This is a genomic window from Pedobacter changchengzhani, from assembly GCF_004354365.1.
In the GTDB taxonomy this organism is placed as follows: Bacteria; Bacteroidota; Bacteroidia; order Sphingobacteriales; family Sphingobacteriaceae; genus Pedobacter; species Pedobacter changchengzhani.
Window position 1 is genome coordinate 102,449 of sequence record NZ_SJCY01000007.1, and the last position, 18,568, is coordinate 121,016.

The 18,568-nt window shown below is 35.3% G+C and carries 17 protein-coding genes; 13 read left to right on the forward strand and 4 right to left on the reverse strand.

Going from position 1 to position 18,568, the window contains the following annotated elements; genetic code table 11:
• Positions 1-170 precede the first annotated feature (170 nt).
• The 11 genes from EZJ43_RS11100 (at position 171) to murA (ending at position 12,100) form a co-directional block, all read left to right on the forward strand.
• Positions 171-608 carry an RrF2 family transcriptional regulator gene (locus tag EZJ43_RS11100; protein WP_133262787.1) on the forward strand — a complete coding sequence of 146 codons (438 nt, stop codon included), beginning with the start codon at positions 171-173 and terminating at the stop codon, positions 606-608.
• Between the two features lie 216 nt (positions 609-824).
• Positions 825-2,942, forward strand: a complete 2,118-nt coding sequence (locus EZJ43_RS11105) for a cbb3-type cytochrome c oxidase subunit I (RefSeq protein ID WP_133262788.1) — start codon at positions 825-827, stop codon at positions 2,940-2,942.
• 16 nt (positions 2,943-2,958) lie between these two features.
• The gene (locus EZJ43_RS11110; protein WP_133262789.1) at positions 2,959-3,969 is read left to right on the forward strand and encodes a cbb3-type cytochrome c oxidase subunit II; all 1,011 of its coding nucleotides are present in this window, start codon (positions 2,959-2,961) and stop codon (positions 3,967-3,969) included.
• A gap of 6 nt (positions 3,970-3,975) precedes the next feature.
• Positions 3,976-4,245 (forward strand): hypothetical protein, encoded by a 270-nt coding sequence (locus EZJ43_RS11115; RefSeq protein ID WP_133262790.1) that lies wholly within the window; start codon positions 3,976-3,978, stop codon positions 4,243-4,245.
• A 1-nt stretch (position 4,246) separates the two neighbouring features.
• Positions 4,247-4,663: a cytochrome C gene (locus tag EZJ43_RS11120; RefSeq protein ID WP_133262791.1), complete on the forward strand. Its 417-nt coding sequence runs from the start codon at positions 4,247-4,249 to the stop codon at positions 4,661-4,663.
• Positions 4,664-4,675: 12 nt separating this feature from the next.
• Positions 4,676-5,068 (forward strand): group III truncated hemoglobin, encoded by a 393-nt coding sequence (locus EZJ43_RS11125; RefSeq protein WP_133262792.1) that lies wholly within the window; start codon positions 4,676-4,678, stop codon positions 5,066-5,068.
• 257 nt (positions 5,069-5,325) lie between these two features.
• Positions 5,326-5,655 (forward strand): 2Fe-2S iron-sulfur cluster-binding protein, encoded by a 330-nt coding sequence (locus EZJ43_RS11130; RefSeq protein ID WP_133262793.1) that lies wholly within the window; start codon positions 5,326-5,328, stop codon positions 5,653-5,655.
• Between the two features lie 125 nt (positions 5,656-5,780).
• Positions 5,781-7,118, forward strand: coding sequence for a TIGR00341 family protein (locus EZJ43_RS11135; protein WP_133262794.1), 1,338 nt, complete (start codon positions 5,781-5,783; stop codon positions 7,116-7,118).
• A 426-nt stretch (positions 7,119-7,544) separates the two neighbouring features.
• Positions 7,545-9,548 carry an alpha-L-arabinofuranosidase C-terminal domain-containing protein gene (locus EZJ43_RS11140; protein WP_133262795.1) on the forward strand — a complete coding sequence of 668 codons (2,004 nt, stop codon included), beginning with the start codon at positions 7,545-7,547 and terminating at the stop codon, positions 9,546-9,548.
• Positions 9,549-9,981: 433 nt separating this feature from the next.
• Entirely contained in the window at positions 9,982-10,677 is a 696-nt protein-coding gene (locus tag EZJ43_RS11145) for a DUF4290 domain-containing protein (protein ID WP_133262796.1), read from the forward strand.
• A gap of 97 nt (positions 10,678-10,774) precedes the next feature.
• Positions 10,775-12,100, forward strand: coding sequence for a UDP-N-acetylglucosamine 1-carboxyvinyltransferase (gene murA / locus EZJ43_RS11150; RefSeq protein WP_133262797.1), 1,326 nt, complete (start codon positions 10,775-10,777; stop codon positions 12,098-12,100).
• 114 nt (positions 12,101-12,214) lie between these two features.
• Here the strand turns inward: murA and EZJ43_RS11155 are convergent, their stop codons facing one another.
• Together EZJ43_RS11155 and fbaA are read right to left on the reverse strand one after the other, a co-directional pair.
• Positions 12,215-12,637, reverse strand: coding sequence for a GNAT family N-acetyltransferase (locus EZJ43_RS11155; protein ID WP_133262798.1), 423 nt, complete (start codon positions 12,635-12,637; stop codon positions 12,215-12,217).
• 257 nt (positions 12,638-12,894) lie between these two features.
• Positions 12,895-13,974, reverse strand: a complete 1,080-nt coding sequence (fbaA, locus tag EZJ43_RS11160; protein WP_133262799.1) for a class II fructose-bisphosphate aldolase — start codon at positions 13,972-13,974, stop codon at positions 12,895-12,897.
• A gap of 316 nt (positions 13,975-14,290) precedes the next feature.
• Between fbaA and accD the strand changes: the two genes are divergently transcribed.
• A complete protein-coding gene (accD, locus tag EZJ43_RS11165; protein ID WP_133262800.1) occupies positions 14,291-15,136 on the forward strand; it encodes an acetyl-CoA carboxylase, carboxyltransferase subunit beta in 846 nt (281 codons plus the stop codon).
• Between the two features lie 378 nt (positions 15,137-15,514).
• On the forward strand, positions 15,515-17,062 hold the full coding sequence (locus EZJ43_RS11170; protein ID WP_133262801.1) for a M20/M25/M40 family metallo-hydrolase: 1,548 nt from the start codon (positions 15,515-15,517) through the stop codon (positions 17,060-17,062).
• 276 nt (positions 17,063-17,338) lie between these two features.
• Here the strand turns inward: EZJ43_RS11170 and EZJ43_RS11175 are convergent, their stop codons facing one another.
• Both EZJ43_RS11175 and EZJ43_RS11180 read right to left on the reverse strand, forming a co-directional pair.
• On the reverse strand, positions 17,339-18,238 hold the full coding sequence (locus EZJ43_RS11175; RefSeq protein WP_133262802.1) for an MBL fold metallo-hydrolase: 900 nt from the start codon (positions 18,236-18,238) through the stop codon (positions 17,339-17,341).
• Between the two features lie 89 nt (positions 18,239-18,327).
• Positions 18,328-18,531, reverse strand: coding sequence for a hypothetical protein (locus EZJ43_RS11180; protein WP_133262803.1), 204 nt, complete (start codon positions 18,529-18,531; stop codon positions 18,328-18,330).
• Positions 18,532-18,568: the final 37 nt, after the last annotated feature.

An 18,568-nucleotide genomic window follows, 5' to 3' on the forward strand; every position in this document is an offset into this window, starting at 1 on the left:
TCCTCCAAAAATCTGAGAAATTACTCCTAACAGTCACAATTTTTAAAACCAGAAATAAACAATAAAAATATAAGTTAAAACCCAAATAATCAACCAAAAACAATTGCTTAAATAATAAAAGATATTTTTATCTTTTATTATTGATAACTATGTTTTAACTTTGTGCAACAATGGGAATTTTTTCAAAAACATGTGAGTACGCAATGCGGTCGGTGTTCTTCATCGCGCACCGAACTTCAGATGGAAAAAAAGTTGGAATTAAAGAAATCTCGTTAGGCATCGACTCTCCAGAACATTTTTTAGCCAAAATACTGCAAAGCCTTAGCAAACAAGATATTGTAAAATCGGCAAAGGGGCCAAATGGTGGTTTTTACATGGATGAGGCAAACTTAAAACGGCCTTTGGCAGATGTAGTTAAAGCCATTGATGGTAGAAAAATATTTACTGGCTGTGGTTTAGGCCTAAGTTATTGCTCCGAAATAAATCCTTGTCCGCTGCACAACGATTTTAAAATAATTAGAGAAAAAATAACAAAAATGCTGGAAGAAACGTCAATCGAAAATTTTAACGAAAATTTAAACCTTGGCATTACCAGTTTAAAGAAATAGATCATCAATAAAATAGAAGTAAAAACAAATATGATACACTTCTTAATTCAATATCATCATTTTATTATATTTAACGATAGTTGAATTAAGAATGTTTTTGGTTAGTTAAAAGTGCTAAATTTCGCTTAAATAAACACCAATATAAACCTCATCATCAAAAATAACGACTATTAGCAGTCGGAATAATAAAAATTTAAAAAGAAATAAATATACATTATGGTAAACGCTTATTTATTTATGGCACCCCAATCGCACCTACTCGTTGCGCCATCAGGCATAACTTCGCTGTTGCTCATTGTTGCATTTTTGGTCATCTTATCCGTGTTAGTTATTGCTTTATCACTTTATCGAAAAATAATGAACACACAGAAGCTAGCGAGGCAAACAGCCCTTAAAAAAAATCATCCAGATTTAAAGGAATATATTAACACCCTTAATTCCAACCAAATAGAGGTTTTCCTAAATTATCTTGGTAATAAAGACGAGGAAAAATCTAAAATCAATAAAACTGGTATTTTGGGGTTAACAGCTTTTCTATTTCTGATGTTTTCTGGTGAACAGAGTTTTTCTCAAACAACAGCATCAACAGGAGGAATATGGACAGAAGGTGGCATAATTATAACATTAGTGTTGCTCCTTATCCCAGTAATTGTTGGCATTTGGTTAATGATTAGCAAAACCAATAATCTGTTTAAACAATATCAACTTAAGCAAGCCTCGGAAGACGCTGATGAGCTTATCGATATCATTGACAATGAAGATAAAGATGAACTTAAAAAATCATTAAAGAAAAGACAGGAAGCATTAGATTACAAGTTAAGTCACCGTGAATTATCTGGCAATATTACTGCAGAAGATACCAAAGGTTTGTTACAACAAGTGGATATTGAGGCAGATTTACCAGTTGTTTCGTTAAAAAAGCGAGCAATAAAACGTCCGCCGATTGATCCTGCCCTTGCAAAACTTATTTTATGGTTTATCGGCACAGCAGCCTTTTGGCTCATTTTTGGAACAACAGTTGGCGAATATTTGGGCATTAAGTTCGTTGCGCCAGATGTAGATCAATTAAGCTTTTTAAGTTTCGGTAGGTTAAGGCCAGTACACACCAATGCCGTATTTTGGGGTTGGGCATCTTTAGGGATGTTGGGTTTAGGCTATTACGTGGTTCCTCGCGTAAGCAACGCACCGCTTAAAAGTATAAAAATGGGATGGTATACGCTCATCCTTATTAATATTACCGTAGTGCTCGGTACAATCTGTTTAATGTCTGGCATTAATAATGGTGGTGGCGAATACCGAGAATACATTTGGCCAGTTATGCTAATGTTCGGTATTGGCTTAATACTTACGTTAATTAACTTTATCGGCACCATTGCGCAAAGAACAACCAAAGAAATTTACATTTCCAATTGGTATATCGTAGCATCGGTAATTTTTGCCATTGTAATTTCTTTTGTGGCTTATATTCCAACTTGGCAGGATGGATTGGGCGAAACCATTATACAAGGTTATTACATGCACCAAGGCGTAGGAATGTGGTTTATGTTGTTTATGTTGGGTGTGGTTTATTATTTCTTACCTCAACAACTTAACAAACCTATTTATTCCTACAGTTTAGGCATTTTAGCCTTTTGGACGCAGATTTTATTCTACACCGTAATTGGTACGCACCATTTCGTATTCAGTTCTATACCTTGGTGGTTGCAAACTACAGCTATTGTGGGCAGTATGGGTATGGTAATTCCGGTTGCAGCAGGTACAACAAATTTCTTGCTCACCTTTAAAGGTTCTTGGTACAAAATCCCATCAAGTTATACGTTGCCATTTTTTATAATCGGGATTATATTTTATTTTACTGGCTCTTTACAAGGCACAGCAGAAGCTTTTAGATCGACCAATTTAATTTGGCACTTTACCGATTTTACGGTTGCCCACTCCCATTTAACCATGTATGGCATTATTTGTTTTTTCCTTTGGGCAGGAATTTATGCGGTAGTACCGAGGTTAACCGGAAAGGAAGCACCGCAAATTACCGTTGGCGCACATTTTTGGCTCGCCCTGATTGGTTTGTTGATTTATACGGTACCATTAATGTACGGCAGCACACTTAGAGGAATGATGTGGGTTGATAAAAAACCTTTTATTGATACCGTTGTATTTATGGCGCCTTATTGGCTATGGAGAGCAATTGGCGGAAGTTTAATGTGGTTATCTCACATCTTTTTTGCCTATAATTTTTATAAAATGCTTACCGGTACTACAACTATTAATGCAAGTGAAGTTGCTATACAAAAGCTTAATGAAAACACTGCACATTCAGAAAACAGTTTATAATTTCAATTAAATTAACATGGAATTTTTTAATAACCACACCAAATTATTTATTACTGCCTTTCTGCTTTTCGCAGGATTAACACTTTTGGTTTGTATAATCCCTGCACTTAACAATCAAAGCAACAATGCACCCTTACCAATGGCAGTACCGCTTAGCGATATGGCAATTAAAGGAAAAGGTGTTTTTATTGCAAATGGTTGCGTGGGTTGCCATACCCAGCAGGTAAGAAATGTAGATATGGATAAAGTTTGGGGCGAGCGCCCGAGCATTGCTGCGGATTATGCAGATATACACCGTACCGATTTTTGGCGAAATACGGCAACGTTAATGGGTACCGAACGTACAGGACCAGATTTAACCAGTATTGGTACACGCCAACCTAGTAAAGAATGGCAATTGCCACATTTATTTAATCCACGTATTTTGATCAAAGAATCCATTATGCCTGCTTATCCATGGATGTTTGAGATAAAAGATAAAGCCCAACCGGGCGATGTAGTAGTAAATATCCCCGAAGAGTATTTAGGTGGTAGAAAAGGAAAAGTAATCGCGAAAGCAGAGGCGCTAGAATTATTGGCCTATTTACAGTCGTTAAAACAAACTAAGTTGCCAAGTGCATCTCCTCAACCTGCTTTTCTTTACGGTAAAGTTGGCGAAGAAAGTGATGCTAAACCGGGTGCAACCAAAGAACTTAACGGCGGAATGTTATACACAAATAACTGCCAAAGTTGCCACCAACAAAATGGCGAAGGTTTAAAAGGTGCATTTCCGCCGCTAAAAGGTAGCAAAGTAGTAACTGCCGAAGATCCAGAATTACTTGTTAACATCATCATGAATGGCTACACCGGAAGAGAGAAAGAGGGCTATCCTGCAATGCCTCCAATTGGTACAAATAACCGATTAAAAGCCGAAGAAATTTCTGCAATTATGAACCATGAACGTACAAGTTGGGGCAATAGTGCTAAAAAAGTAACGGTTGATGAGGTTAAAAAATTAATGGAAAAAGTTAAAGTAAAAGCTAAATAAGAAATTATGAAAATTAAAGTATTTATAGCAACAACCATTTCGATGTGCTTTTTTATCATTTCTGCATTCGGTTGTCCGGCTTGCGAAAAACAGCAGCCTAAACTATTTCAAGGACTTACGCACGGTGGTGGACCAGATGGTTTTACCGACTATATTATTATTGGGATAACTGTTTTAATCGTAATTATTACCCTCTTCTTCTCAATTAAATGGTTAATTAATCCAGGCGAAAAAAGACAAAACCACATTAAGCAATTTATTCTTAATATAGATTAAAATGGAAGCTCGAAGTAAAATATACATCTTTATTGATGAAGATACCCAACCTATTGCAGAACTTGTTGCACCTGTAAATTTCGAATTAGATACCACAAAACTGATTGATGGTAAGCATACGCTTAAAATTGTGAGTAAAGATCCTACCGGGAAAGAAGGTGTTAGGCATGTGCCGTTCGAGGTGCGTAATGGTCCAGCCATATCTATCGAAGGCATAAAAGAAAATGCAGTTGTAGATGGTATAATACCACTAATGGTTAACGCCTACGGAAAAGGAGATTCGAAAAATTTCTTGATAGAAGGTAGCGAAACGCCACAAAGTATCCCATTTTGGATATTTATATTGTTAATACTATTCGTGGCGTGGAGTGCGTACTTTTTCTTTACCTCATCAGCTGTAGAACTTTTTACAAAATAACAATTAAATAATATGGCGAGAAAGAAAGATATTGAAGGGCTGGATGATATTATGCTATTTGTAAATCAATTTTACGGTAAAGTGCAAAAAGATGATTTAATTGGCGAAATTTTTAATAATGTAATACTTGATTGGACACCACATTTAGAAAAGATGTACAGTTTTTGGAATGCAGTATTATTTGGTGTGGCTGGTTTTGTTGGAAACCCTTTTGCCAAACATGCACCGTTACCCATCAGCGAAGAACATTTTGAACGCTGGATTTCGCTCTTCTATGCCACTATTGATGAAAATTTTGAAGGCGAAATGGCGGTTAATACTAAAAAAAGAGCAGAAACTATGGCGCTTATGTTTCTAAGTAAACTCAAAGCGATGCGAGGTGGCTCATCACGAGTAATTGTATAATTAAATGGTTTTAAAAATTGTTTTGAAGGCTAAACGTGTTTCCTTCCGAAGTAAACTCATCCTACGATGGAAAAGGCTAATTATGCGATAAGGCTAAAAACTATATTTGAGTGAGGCATTACACCCCATTATATTTTTTTTGTCGTAAAATTTGGCTTCGCTTGTGCAGAATTTATGACCCAAACACAAGGTATAAATCGCGTTAGCAAATTAAAAATTTTGAACGTTGATTCCCCAATCAATTTTGGATAAAAAAAATGAAAAGAACAGACGTCGTTAAAATTAAAATAGATTATGAAGGCTTTTTACACGAGGTGGAAACCTTTCCTAATGAATATCGAAGTTTAATGGCCTTAATTTTCGATAGAATTTCGCCAGATGATTTTGGAGATTGTTTAGGTATGGGAAAATGCGCCACCTGTTTGGTACAAATTAAAAATCAACATCATCCACTCACAACTTTCGACAGAAACGAACAAACTACATTAAAAAAACATGGCATACTCGAAGATGGTTTCCGCTTATCTTGTCAACTCCAAATTGATGAAAACCTAAATAATTTGCAAGTTGAGATAATTAGACCTTAAATTTCGCTATTTATTACTCCTCAAAAATTGTACATTGATATTTTATAATGCTATTGCTTATAAATTATCATATTTGTATTGGCTGTATTTATGTTTTAAGAACAGTTGCATTTAATGAAAGGTAGATGATTATTAAAAAGAGAGGTTTATTAGAGCCATTAACAATATTTTTGCGCAGGCGGTTTAGCCTACATTTAGTTAAATCAGATGAGATAGAAGTTGTATCCTCTATTTTAAACAATTCGGTATTTGTTAGAGATAAACTCTGGATCCTCATATTTGCAATCATAATTGCTTCCATCGGCCTAAATGTAAATTCTACAGCTGTAGTAATTGGTGCAATGCTTATCTCTCCCCTAATGGGCCCGATTATGGGTATAGGTTTAGGAATTGGAACCAACGATTTCGAATTGGTAAAAAAAGGTGGACGAAATTTACTCGTTGCCACCATTATTGGTATTGCAACATCTACTTTATACTTCTACATTACGCCTTTACACGATGCGCAAAGCGAGTTACTTGCCAGAACAACGCCATCAATTTGGGATGTTTTTATTGCATTTGCTGGCGGACTTGCAGGCATTATTGCCGTTACAAGCAGAGAAAAAGGCAATGTAATCCCTGGTGTTGCCATTGCCACCGCCTTAATGCCACCGCTTTGTACAGCTGGCTATGGAATTGCAATGGGTAATTGGTATTTTTTCTTGGGTGCAATTTATCTATACTTTATAAATAGTCTTTTTATATGCATATCTACCTATTTAATCGTTAGGTTTTTAAATTTTAATAAGAAGCGTTTTGCAGATCGTAACACAGAGAAAAGAGTTTCTAAATATATACTCATCTTGGTTTTAATTACCATTATACCAAGCATTTACTTGGCTTACGGCATAGTAGAAAAAAGTATTTTTGAAAATAACGCACAAAAATTCGTGAAAGAGAATTTCGCTTTCCAAAATACTCAAGTTATAAATAAAAACTTCAAATACAGCTCAGAATTGAAAGAAATTGATCTATTACTTATTGGCGTTGAGCTTACAGATAGCACCATAAAAAGGATAGAAAAAAAACTGAAAAACTACAAGCTTTTAGGAACAAAACTTAAGATTAGACAAGGATTAAATGCCAAACAGGAAATTGATTTCTCTCAAATCAAAGCCAGTATAATGGAAGACGTTTTTAAAAGAGATACCGTAAAAATTGATTCGCTAAAACCCAATAAACTCCAACGCGTTCTGCCCGATGTTTCTTCAGAATTAAATATTTTATTCCCGTTGATTAATACTTTTAGTCTTAATAATGTGATTGTAAACAGGTTGGATAGCACTAAAAAAGATACGATAACTTTGTTTACGGCAGAAGTACAAAAAAAGATGTTATCAAAAGAAAAAGTACGCTTAGAAAAGTGGATAAAAGTTAGAGTAAAAAATGAATCAGTAAGAGTAATCCTGCAATCTAAATAATGATATTCTCTTTTTAAAGTTGAATTAGCTTTTACTTAACCGCTTTTGAGACAGCTTCCTGTCAAATTTACTATCGCCCTCGGTTTTAACCAACGAATATTTAATTGAGAATATTGTTGGCTTTAGCCAAAATAACTAAAATCGTTTCCCTTAACTATAGCTATCGGGTTTCTATTGGCTCTACTATTGTGAGAATATTATTGGCTTTAGCCAAAATACCTAAAATCGTTTCCCTTAACCACAGCGCTGTATAAAAAAGTAAATCTATTCCAATCATTCAACTATCGAACTGAGATTAATCATTTTATTAACCTAAAATTCCAATTATTTTAATGTTATTTATGAAATAAAAATTAATCGTTAAATTAACGTTTATTTAATTATAAATTATTATGTTTGAGATCATAAAAATCAAAAATCTCTATTATGACATTAAATTTAAATGTAAAAATTTCACCGATAGGTTATATTACTACTTCATTAATTTTGCTGTTTTCTGTTTTTACAGTAACTGCTCAAACCACAAAAATCATCAAAATTAATGCAGATAAAACACTTGCCAAAGTTCAACCAAACATGTGGGGCGTTTTTTTTGAAGATATAAATTTTGGAGCTGATGGAGGCATTTATGCCGAATTGGTAAAAAATAGATCATTTGAATTTCCAGAGCCATTAATGGGTTGGGATGTAAATACTAAAAAACAAAAAGACGGAGAAATCCTCGTTCTAAATCAATATGAGAAAAACCCTTCAAATCCGCGTTATTTACAAATAACAAAAGAAAATGATGATGTTCAATTGATTAATAAAGGTTTCAGAGGAATGGGCATAAAAAAAGGTTTACGTTACGACTTTTCTTTATCATACAGACTCCAACAGCCAGGCATAACGATGGTAATCAGCTTACTTGATGAAGCTGGTAAAGAAATTGGCAAAACAGATTTTACACCCAAACCATCATCAAAAGATTGGCTGAAAGAAAAATTAAGTTTTGTTGCCACCGAAACTTCGATGAAAGGTAAACTGTCGATCGTATTTAAAGGCAGCGGACAAATAGATTTAGATATGATTTCTTTATTTCCGGGCGATACTTGGAAAAATAGACCAAATGGATTGCGTGCCGATATGGTTAAAACTTTAGAGGATATGAAGCCTGGTTTTATTCGCTTTCCCGGTGGATGTATTGTTGAAGGAAGGGACATGGCAAATCGTTACCAATGGAAAAACACAATCGGCCCAATAGAAGACAGGAAACTGCTATTAAACCGCTGGAATCTCGAAGTTCCAAATCGCCAAACACCCGATTATTTTCAAACATTTGGTTTAGGATTTTTCGAATATTTTCAACTGTCTGAAGATATTGGTGCAGAACCACTTCCTATTTTGAATGCGGGTATGGCATGCCAGTACAATACAGCGGAAGTAGTTTCGCTTAGCGAATTAGGCCCTTACGTACAAGATGCGTTAGATTTAATAGAATTTGCCAATGGAGCTGTAGAAACAACTTGGGGTAAAAAACGTGCAGAAATGGGGCATCCAAAACCATTCAACTTAAAAATGTTGGGCATTGGTAATGAAAACTTCGGCCCACAGTATGTAGAACGCCTAAAAATGTTTACAGCTGCAATCGGTAAAAAATATCCAAATATTAAAGTTATAAGCAGTGCGGGAACGGATGCTGACGGACGACAATTTGATTATTTGAACAAAGAACTTAGAGCAATTGATCCTGCATTTATTGACGAACATTATTATCGTTCTGCAGAATGGTTTTTGAAAAATGCAGGCAGATATGACAATTATCCACGGACTGGCTCAAAAGTTTTTGCAGGTGAATATGCCGTACATTCTGGTGCAGAAGCTTCGGGCGTTAAAAGAAACAATTGGCAAAGTGCTTTAGCAGCCGCAGCTTTTATGACGGGCTTGGAAAGAAATGCAGATGTGGTTGAAATGGCATCTTACGCGCCTTTATTTGCACATATTAATGCTTTTCAATGGTCACCAGATTTAATTTGGGTAGATAATTTGAATATCTATGGCTCGCCAGATTTTTACGTTCAAAAATTATTTTCGATAAATAAAGGAACAGATGTAACGCCAATAACATTAAACAACGAGAAAATTGTTGGTCAGGATGGACTATATGCTTCTTCCGTATTGGATGAAACTAAAAAAGAACTGATTATTAAAATTGTAAACAGTTCAAACAAAACTCAACAGGCAGATTTTGAAATTGCTGGAAATAAGAAATTTAAAAAAACAGCTCAAATTCAAGAAATTGCGAATGGAAATTTAATTGAATCAAATTCGATGGAAAAACCAAAGGCGGTTAGCCCTGTTGAAACAACAAAAAGTCTTAAAGGGAAAAATTTAAATTACACGTTAAAGCCTTATTCATTCAATGTAATAAAAATTAAATACAGTAAATAGTTGTCAGGGCGAACGTTTTCAAATATTTTGGCTAAAGCCACCAATATTTTTAACATAAATTCGGCCTTAAAACCGATCGTAATAAAAAAAACTTATAGCCCTTTGCTTCAGCCAAGGGATTAAATAGAATTTGAAACAGGCTTTAGCCAAAAATTCAACAACACACCAAAATAAGAGAATTTTAAAAGCGTTTGCCTTGAAATAGCTATTTCTCATCGTATCTAATTTCGTAAATGCGTTTAAGATCATTTCGATAAATATTTAATACACGCTAATCTTCAATTTTATTGTAAGATTAGCGTTTTCTTTATTACCTTTGGATACAAAACGAAAGCTGGCAATAGACATTTCGATGAATTCATAACCTAATCTCCTCTGGTTATTTCATAATTCGTATCGCCAGGTGATTTATCCATTAATTTATCTGTACACAATGAATTTTGATTATAATACTACGCGTAGCCATTTAATTTTATCAGAATATGGCCGCAATGTTCAAAATATGGTAAAGTATATTTGCGAATTACCAACCATAGAAGAACGTAATAAATATGCACAAGCAGTGATAGACCTTATGGGGTTTTTGCAACCACACTTAAGAGATGTTGCTGATTTTAAGCATAAACTTTGGGACCATTTACACATCATTTCTGGTTATCAGATAGATGTTGACAGTCCGTACCCAAAACCTTTGATTGAGAATGCCTATGTTAAACCACAGCCTCTAGCCTATCCACAACAAAGAATAACGTATAAACATTACGGTAAAACGGTTGAAACGCTTATCGAAAAAGCCATGCTTGAAGAAAATCAAGAGCAGAAAAAGGCGATGGTGCAAAGCATTGCTAACTTCATGAAAATGTCGTACGTTACTTGGAATAAAGACAATGTAAGCGATGATACCATTATTAAAGATTTAAAATATCTGTCTGGCGGTTTGCTATCTCTTGATGAAGGTGTAAATTTAGCTAAAGTTGAGTTTAGAGCACAAAATCCACGTCAAAATAACAACAACAATCGCGGTAGAAGCAATACAAACAACAACAACGGAAAAAATCGCCAAAACAACAACAATAGCAACAGTAATAATCGTGGTAGAAGTAATAACAACAATAAACCGAAATATTAAAGGTTAAAGGTAAAAGGCATAAAGTTAAAACAGCAATACCCAATCTAATTACTCAATATGCCAAAGGCATCCCCTTTGGGATTAAATACTAACATATATGAATGCATTTGAAATAACAGGTGGCATAAAATTAAAAGGCGAAATAACCCCTCAGGGCGCAAAAAACGAAGCTTTGCAAATTTTATCGGCTGTTTTACTTACCGATCAAAAAATAACAATTAGCAATATTCCTGATATTAAGGATGTAAATAAGCTTATTGAATTGCTTGGCGATTTAGGTGTTATTGTAGAAAGAATAAATAAAGACACTTATTCTTTTGAAGCTAAAAACATAGATTTAACCTTTTTCGAATCTGATACTTTTAAAGCAAAAGGTGGTGGTTTACGTGGCTCGATTATGATTGTTGGGCCCTTGTTAGCGCGTTTCGGTAAAGCAGCAATACCAAAACCAGGTGGCGATAAAATTGGCCGTAGAAGATTAGATACGCACTTTATTGGGTTTGAGAAACTTGGTGCAAAGTTTGTTTATGACAGTAAAAAGGCATTTTTTAATGTAGATGCTACCGATTTGAAAGGTGCATATATTTTATTAGATGAAGCATCGGTTACGGGAACAGCAAATATTGTTATGGCTGCTGTTTTAGCCAAAGGGATTACTACAATTTACAACGCCGCTTGCGAACCTTATTTACAACAGCTTTGTAAGATGTTGAACCGTATGGGTGCAAAAATTTCTGGTATTGGCTCTAATTTATTAACGATAGAAGGCGTTAAAGTTTTAGGCGGTACAGCACATAGAATGTTGCCCGATATGATTGAAATTGGATCATTTATTGGCTTAGCTGCCATGACAGAATCTGAAATTACGATTAAAGATGTTTGTTATGACGAACTTGGCGTAATTCCTGAAGTTTTTAAAAAACTGGGGATAAAATTAGAACGCCGAGGCGACGATATTTATATTCCTGCTCAAAAACATTATGAAATTGATACTTTTATCGATGGATCAATTTTAACCATTTCTGATTCTCCATGGCCTGGCTTTACACCCGATTTGTTAAGTATTGTTTTAGTTGTGGCTACCCAAGCAAAAGGCAATTTGTTAATTCATCAAAAGATGTTTGAAAGCCGTTTGTTCTTTGTGGATAAACTAATTGATATGGGTGCACAAATTATACTTTGCGATCCACATCGTGCAACTGTAAACGGAATTGATAAGAAATATAAGTTACGTGGAATTAGCATGACTTCGCCCGATATTAGAGCTGGCGTTTCATTGTTAATTGCAGCGCTATCTGCCGAAGGCAAATCGACCATTTACAACATTGAGCAAATAGAACGTGGTTACCAAGATATTGATACACGTTTACGTGCTTTGGGTGCACAAATAAAACGCGTTAATGCAGATGGCCCAAGCCATTAATTAAATTTAATAGCCTTTTTGCACAGCTAAATAGTTATGTAGCGCTTGTTGAAAATCTCTTAAGTATTTCGACAAGCGCTACATAACAAATTTTGTAAAATAGCGCCGTAAAAGCTAAATTTTCTTAACCATTTTATAGTGTTGAATGCCAGCTTCTTCGAACTGCTCGCCCACTACATTAAAGCCAAATTTAGCATATAAGCTAACGGCATTTAATTGCGAGTTAAGGTAAATATAATGAGCATCTTCCGGTATATCAGATAAAGCCTCGGCGATTAATGCCCTACCAACGCCTTGACCGCGAAATTCTTTCAGCACAGCAAAACGCTCCATCTTGTAGCCATCTTCTGTTTTACGCCAACGGCACGCACCACAGGGTTTGCCAGAAATGGTTGCTAAAAAATGGACAGATTCATCTTCATGTTCCCATTCCAACTCGGGCGGACAGGCCTGCTCCTCTACAAAAACAACTTTACGAATAGCAAATACTTTCTCTAAATCTTCTGGATGATTTACTTTTTGGACCAATAAACTCATTGTTTTATATTTTTCTAAGCAATATGATTAAACACTGTAGTTGTAAACGAATATTGGATTAATTTCTTGTAAAAACCAATCAAATAATGTTGTTAAATTATGCACCTAAATGTAAATAATTAAACAAACAAAAGCGCCATAAGTTTTTATACTCATGGCGCTTTTGTTTAAAAAATTGCTAAATGCTATTTTGTATTATAAGTTGAAGTTATTAAACAACATTTCAACTTTGTAACTTTCCAACATTTTCAACCTTGTTATAACTTATCATTTGCATTTATACAATTCAAATCTTCAAAAGCAACTGTTAAACGTTTAACAAAAGTTTCTTCCGCTTTGCGTAACCAAACACGTGGGTCGTAATACTTTTTATTCGGTTTATCATCGCCATCAGGATTACCAATCTGACCTTGAAGATAAGCTTCATTCTTTTTATAATATTCTAAAATACCTTCCCAAAATGCCCATTGCATATCGGTATCAATATTCATTTTAATTGCGCCATAAGAAATTGCTTCTCTAATTTCTTCTTGAGAGGAACCAGAACCACCGTGAAACACAAAGTTAATTGGCTTCTCTGCGGTTAAGTTAAATTTCTCCTTAATAAAATCTTGAGAATTTTTCAAAATTACAGGCTGAAGTTTAACGTTTCCAGGCTTGTAAACACCGTGTACATTTCCAAAAGCCGCCGCAACAGTAAAACGTGGCGAAACTTTGCTCAATTCTTCGTAAGCATACGCCACTTCACTTGGTTGAGTATATAATTTTGAACTGTCAACATCGCTATTATCTACACCATCTTCTTCTCCACCGGTAACGCCCAATTCAATTTCGATGGTCATATTCATTTTAGCCATACGTGCTAAATATTTAGCAGATATTTCCATGTTCTCTTCAATCGGTTCTTCCGATAAATCCAACATGTGCGATGAAAACAAAGGTTTTCCTGTTTCTGCGAAGAATTTCTCTCCGTGATCCAAAAGTCCATCAATCCAAGGTAATAACTTTTTAGCCGCATGGTCGGTATGTAAAACCACAGCAACACCGTAATGCTCTGCCAATAAGTGTACATGCTTGGCAGCAGATACAGCACCTAAAATACATGCTTGCAACTTCTCGTTATCCAATGATTTGCCAGCGTAAAACTGCGCACCACCATTTGATAATTGAATCATAACAGGCGAATTTACAGCCTTAGCAGTTTCTAAAACAGCATTAACTGTATTTGTACCAGTAATGTTTACTGCAGGTAGTGCAAACTGGTGCTTTTTAGCCTGCTCAAATAATTCTTGAACGGCATCTCCGTAAATTACGCCTTTATAGCCTTTTAAACTCATTTCTTGTAAATTTTATTTAGTCCGAAGTTATAAAAAAAAAATAACATTTTTATCATTTTAAATTATACATTTATTTGCTTATCAAGTAAATGAAGGCAATTTTAGTACGAAAAACCCCCTTAGTTAGTGTAAAAAACACACACTAGTTAAAATGATCAAATCTCAAAAATCAATTTAATTAACAAATTGCGTTATTAATTTAATTCTGATTTCTTTTAAACCTAGGCTATTTTGATATTTAAAATTTGATGATTGGTTATTCATAAATTTGATTATATTTTTCGTTTCTTTGCAATCCGATTCTTTAAAAAATAATATGGCTTGGTTTAAAAGAGAAAATAAAGGTATCATTACCACAACCGAAGAGAAAAAAGAGGCACCTGATGGGTTGTGGAACAAATGTCCAAATTGTAAAAAACCATTACATCAGGCAGAACTTCAGGAAAACAAATACGTTTGCCATTACTGCAACTTTCATCTTCGTGTTGGTTCTAAAGAATATTTCGAAGTTTTATTCGACAATAACGAGTTTACCGAACTGTTTGCCAATTTAACTTCAGGCGATCCACTTAACTTTAACGACAATAAACCATACACGCAAAGAATTATCGAAAGTCAAGCTAAAACTGGCTTAAAAGATGCAATTCGCGCTGGTGTGGGTAAAATTGAAGGGCAAGATTTAGTAATCGCTTGTATGGATTTTGCTTTTATCGGCGGTTCTATGGGCTCGGTAGTTGGCGAAAAAATTGCGCGTTCTATCGATTATTCTATCAAACATAAAATTCCATTCTTGATGATTTCCAAATCAGGTGGCGCAAGAATGATGGAAGCGGCATTTTCTTTAATGCAAATGGCAAAAACATCCGCAAAGCTCGCTTTGTTAAGTCAAGCTAAAATTCCTTACATATCGTTATTAACAGATCCTACAACTGGTGGTGTAACGGCTTCGTATGCCATGCTCGGCGATATCAATATTGCTGAACCAGAAGCTTTAATCGGCTTTGCCGGACCAAGAGTAATTAAAGAAACCATCAAAAAAGATTTACCCAAGGGATTCCAAACTTCTGAATTTGTTTTAGAGCACGGTTTTCTCGACTTTATTGTTGACAGAAGAGCAATGAAAGCTAAACTTGGATCTTTTTTAAAAATGATGAATAACTAAAGTGTTTTTTTGTTCAAAAAAATAATTAATACTTACAATAATCTACAAAGCAGTGCTTTTGGCCAAAGCTTGGAATAGCAATCGTTAATTTTAGCCATCTTTCAAAAGCACTGCTTGCTCTTCAGCCGTTTATTCGAAATCCCAATTTTAACGGTGCACATTACCAGCAACGCTCTCAAAATACCACCTAAATAACTGATATAAAGCAATTTGCTTCTATTTCGCGCCAAAAAACCGAAGTTGCTTTAAAATTTCCCTTATTGCTAAGTGGTTGTATTTCTCACAAAAACGCATTACAAATATTGCAACATTTCTAATACCCTGCGTTTTACAAAAGCTTATTTCTTAATTTGCAAAATCAATGCTAACTTAAATCTTATGAATAAACGTATTCCATTTGCAACGTTGTTGCTTTTTACAACCTCCATGTTATTTGCGCAAAGCGATAAAATAACCGGTAGCATTGTTAAAGAAGCAAATCAAAACTCACAATTAGAAAATTTGGCTCATGAACTTTTGGATGTTGTTGGGCCGCGTTTAGTTGGTTCACCACAAATGAAGCAAGCAAATGATTGGGCAGTAAGAAAATATGCAGATTGGGGTATTGTTGCAAAAAATGAGAAATGGGGCGAATGGGCAGGTTGGGAAAGAGGTATTACCCACATTGATTTAACCAGCCCAAGACTGCGCACTTTAGAAGGAACACAACTTGCGTGGAGCCCTTCAACCAATGGCAAAACGATAAATGCCGAGGCTATTATCTTACCAGAAATAACTGACTCTATAGCCTTTAGCAAATGGTTGCCAAGTGTAAAAGGGAAAATCGTTTTAATATCGATGAATCAACTTTCTGGCCGACCAGAGAAAAATTGGGAGGAATATGCGACCAAAGATTTGTTTAATAAATATAAAACAGAAAAAGAACAATTTCATAAATCATGGTCAATTGCAATGAGAAAAAGTGGTTTTAACGGAAAAACTTTGTCTATTGCTTTAGAAAACGCTGGTGCATCTGCCATCATCATCAACAATTGGTCGGAAGGCTTTGGCGTAGATAAAATTTTTGGTGCAAATACAACGAAAGTACCAACCCTAAATTTATCGTTAGAAGATTATGGCTTGGTTTACAGGTTAGCGTTAAACGGCAATAAACCGATGTTAAAAATCCAATCTGAATCTAAAAAACTTGGAATGGTGCCAACTTTTAATACCATTGCCGAAATAAAAGGAAAGGAAAAGCCGAATGAGTACGTTATGTTATCGGCGCATTTCGATTCGTGGGATGGCTCGAGTGGCGCAACGGATAACGGTTCGGGAACTATTATGATGATGGAAGCTATGCGTATTTTGAAGAAATTTTATCCAAATCCAAAAAGAACCATTTTAGTTGGCCATTGGGGAAGTGAGGAACAGGGTTTAAATGGTTCGGGTGCTTTTGTAGCAGATCATCCAGAAGTTGTGAAAAACTTGCAAGCGCTTTTCAATCAAGATAATGGTACAGGAAGAGTAAACAACATCAACGGTCAGGGTTTTGCAAAGTCTAAAGATTATATCACACGTTGGCTTTCTGCTGTTCCCGATACGATTAAAAATCAAATTACCACAACTTTTCCAGGAGCACCAAGTTCGGGCGGTTCTGATTTTGCTTCCTTTGTAGCTGCAGGTGCTTTAGGTTACTCATTAAGCTCAACAAGTTGGGATTACGGGGTTTACACGTGGCATACCAACCGCGATAGTTATGATAAACTTGTTTTTGATGAGATTAGAAGTAATGTTATTTTAGCCGCAATTATGGTTTATATGGCGTGCGAAGATCCAGAAAGAACATCAAACGAAAAATCAATCGATTTACCTATAAACGAGGAAACAGGAAAGCCGATGGCATGGCCAGAACAAAGAAAGGTTATTAGAAAGGGTGGGATTTAAGGTTTTTAATCGTCATAAAAAAGGGGCCTGTCTCAAAAAAATAAGTTAAGAAATTGTAAAAGAATTAAATTTGGCGCTATCGTCATGCTCAACTCGTTCCGATAGCTATCGGAAGGGCATCTTAATGCTTTAGAAAGGAGTAGTTTCGTAGCCTTTCTAAAGCATTAAGATTCCCGCCTGCGCGGGAATGACGGCCTTTGAGGACTTAACTCTTACTACAAAATTCCACAATTAATTTTGAGACATGCCCCTTTTTTATGCAAAATTCAGTAAAAACTACAAGCCTTTTAACTCCTCGTAAGCAGCAATCAAACTCCGCTGAATCCCTTCGCCCTGCCATTCTGATGCATTAGGTATCGTTGTAGCGTTTAAAATTTCTGCCTTAGTTTTACCAGCTTTAATTTCACCACCTACAAAAGCCAGCAAACTTTGTAAATAATTTTGAAATGCCCTAATGTCTTCTTTTGTACCGGTAATTTTTTCAGGATCTAAACTATGACCCCAAATAAACAGGGTATCCTTATCAAATTGGCTCATTATTTTGTCTAAAACCAAAATCCAGTTGCCAATATGAGCGCCATTTTCTCTGTCGATATACGGAAATCTCCTATTAAATACTAAATCGCCAACATGCACAATATTTGCATTTTCGAAATGGTAAACCGCATCACCATTGGTATGGCCTGATCCGTAATAATAGCCCTTAATGTGCTCCTCTCCTACTTTGGCATTCCAGCTTTTGCCAAAAGTACTGTTTGGCAACAATTGTTGATCCAGGTTATTTGCTTTAATTGCAGCGTTAGTTTGATTAATAAGCGAGTTTTTATGCGCAATAATAGTATCGGTTAAACCTTTAAACGAGATATTTCCTGCGGTATGATCGCCATGATGGTGCGTGTTGATCAAATATTTGAAAGGTTTATCACCAAGTTTTTTCAATTCTGCAATTACGTGTGGTGCAGTTGTAGGAAACTGCGCATCCACAACTACAAAACCATTAGATGAATTTAACCAACCAATGGTTCCACCTTGTTCTACAAAAACACCAACGCCATTACGAAGTGGCTTAAAGTTATAAGTACTTAACAAGTTTTTCTGAGCAAAAACATCGGTTTTATAAATCGACAGCAACGCCATCGCTAAGGCAGAATTTTTAATAAAATTTCTTCTTTCCATATTTAATTTAACGTAAAAACCACAGCGGGTGCCGTGGTTTAAATTTAACTATTAAAATTTAAGTTTTTGTAAAAAATTAACGTACAAAATTAAATTCCCGCTCCTGGGGTAGTTCCTGGTTCGTGGCCTGGCCCGAAGGAGTTATTTTTCCGCTCGGTATTTTTAGAGAATAAATTTGTTGTAATTTTTGATGATTTATTCTCATCCAAGGTTCTGTTTCCTTTTACATCTTCTACATTTTCATCAAGCAAGTCGTTCTTAACAACTTTACCTTCTTCTTTATTTGTTTCCATAATATTTTAACTTTGATGTACTTATGGAACAAGTGAT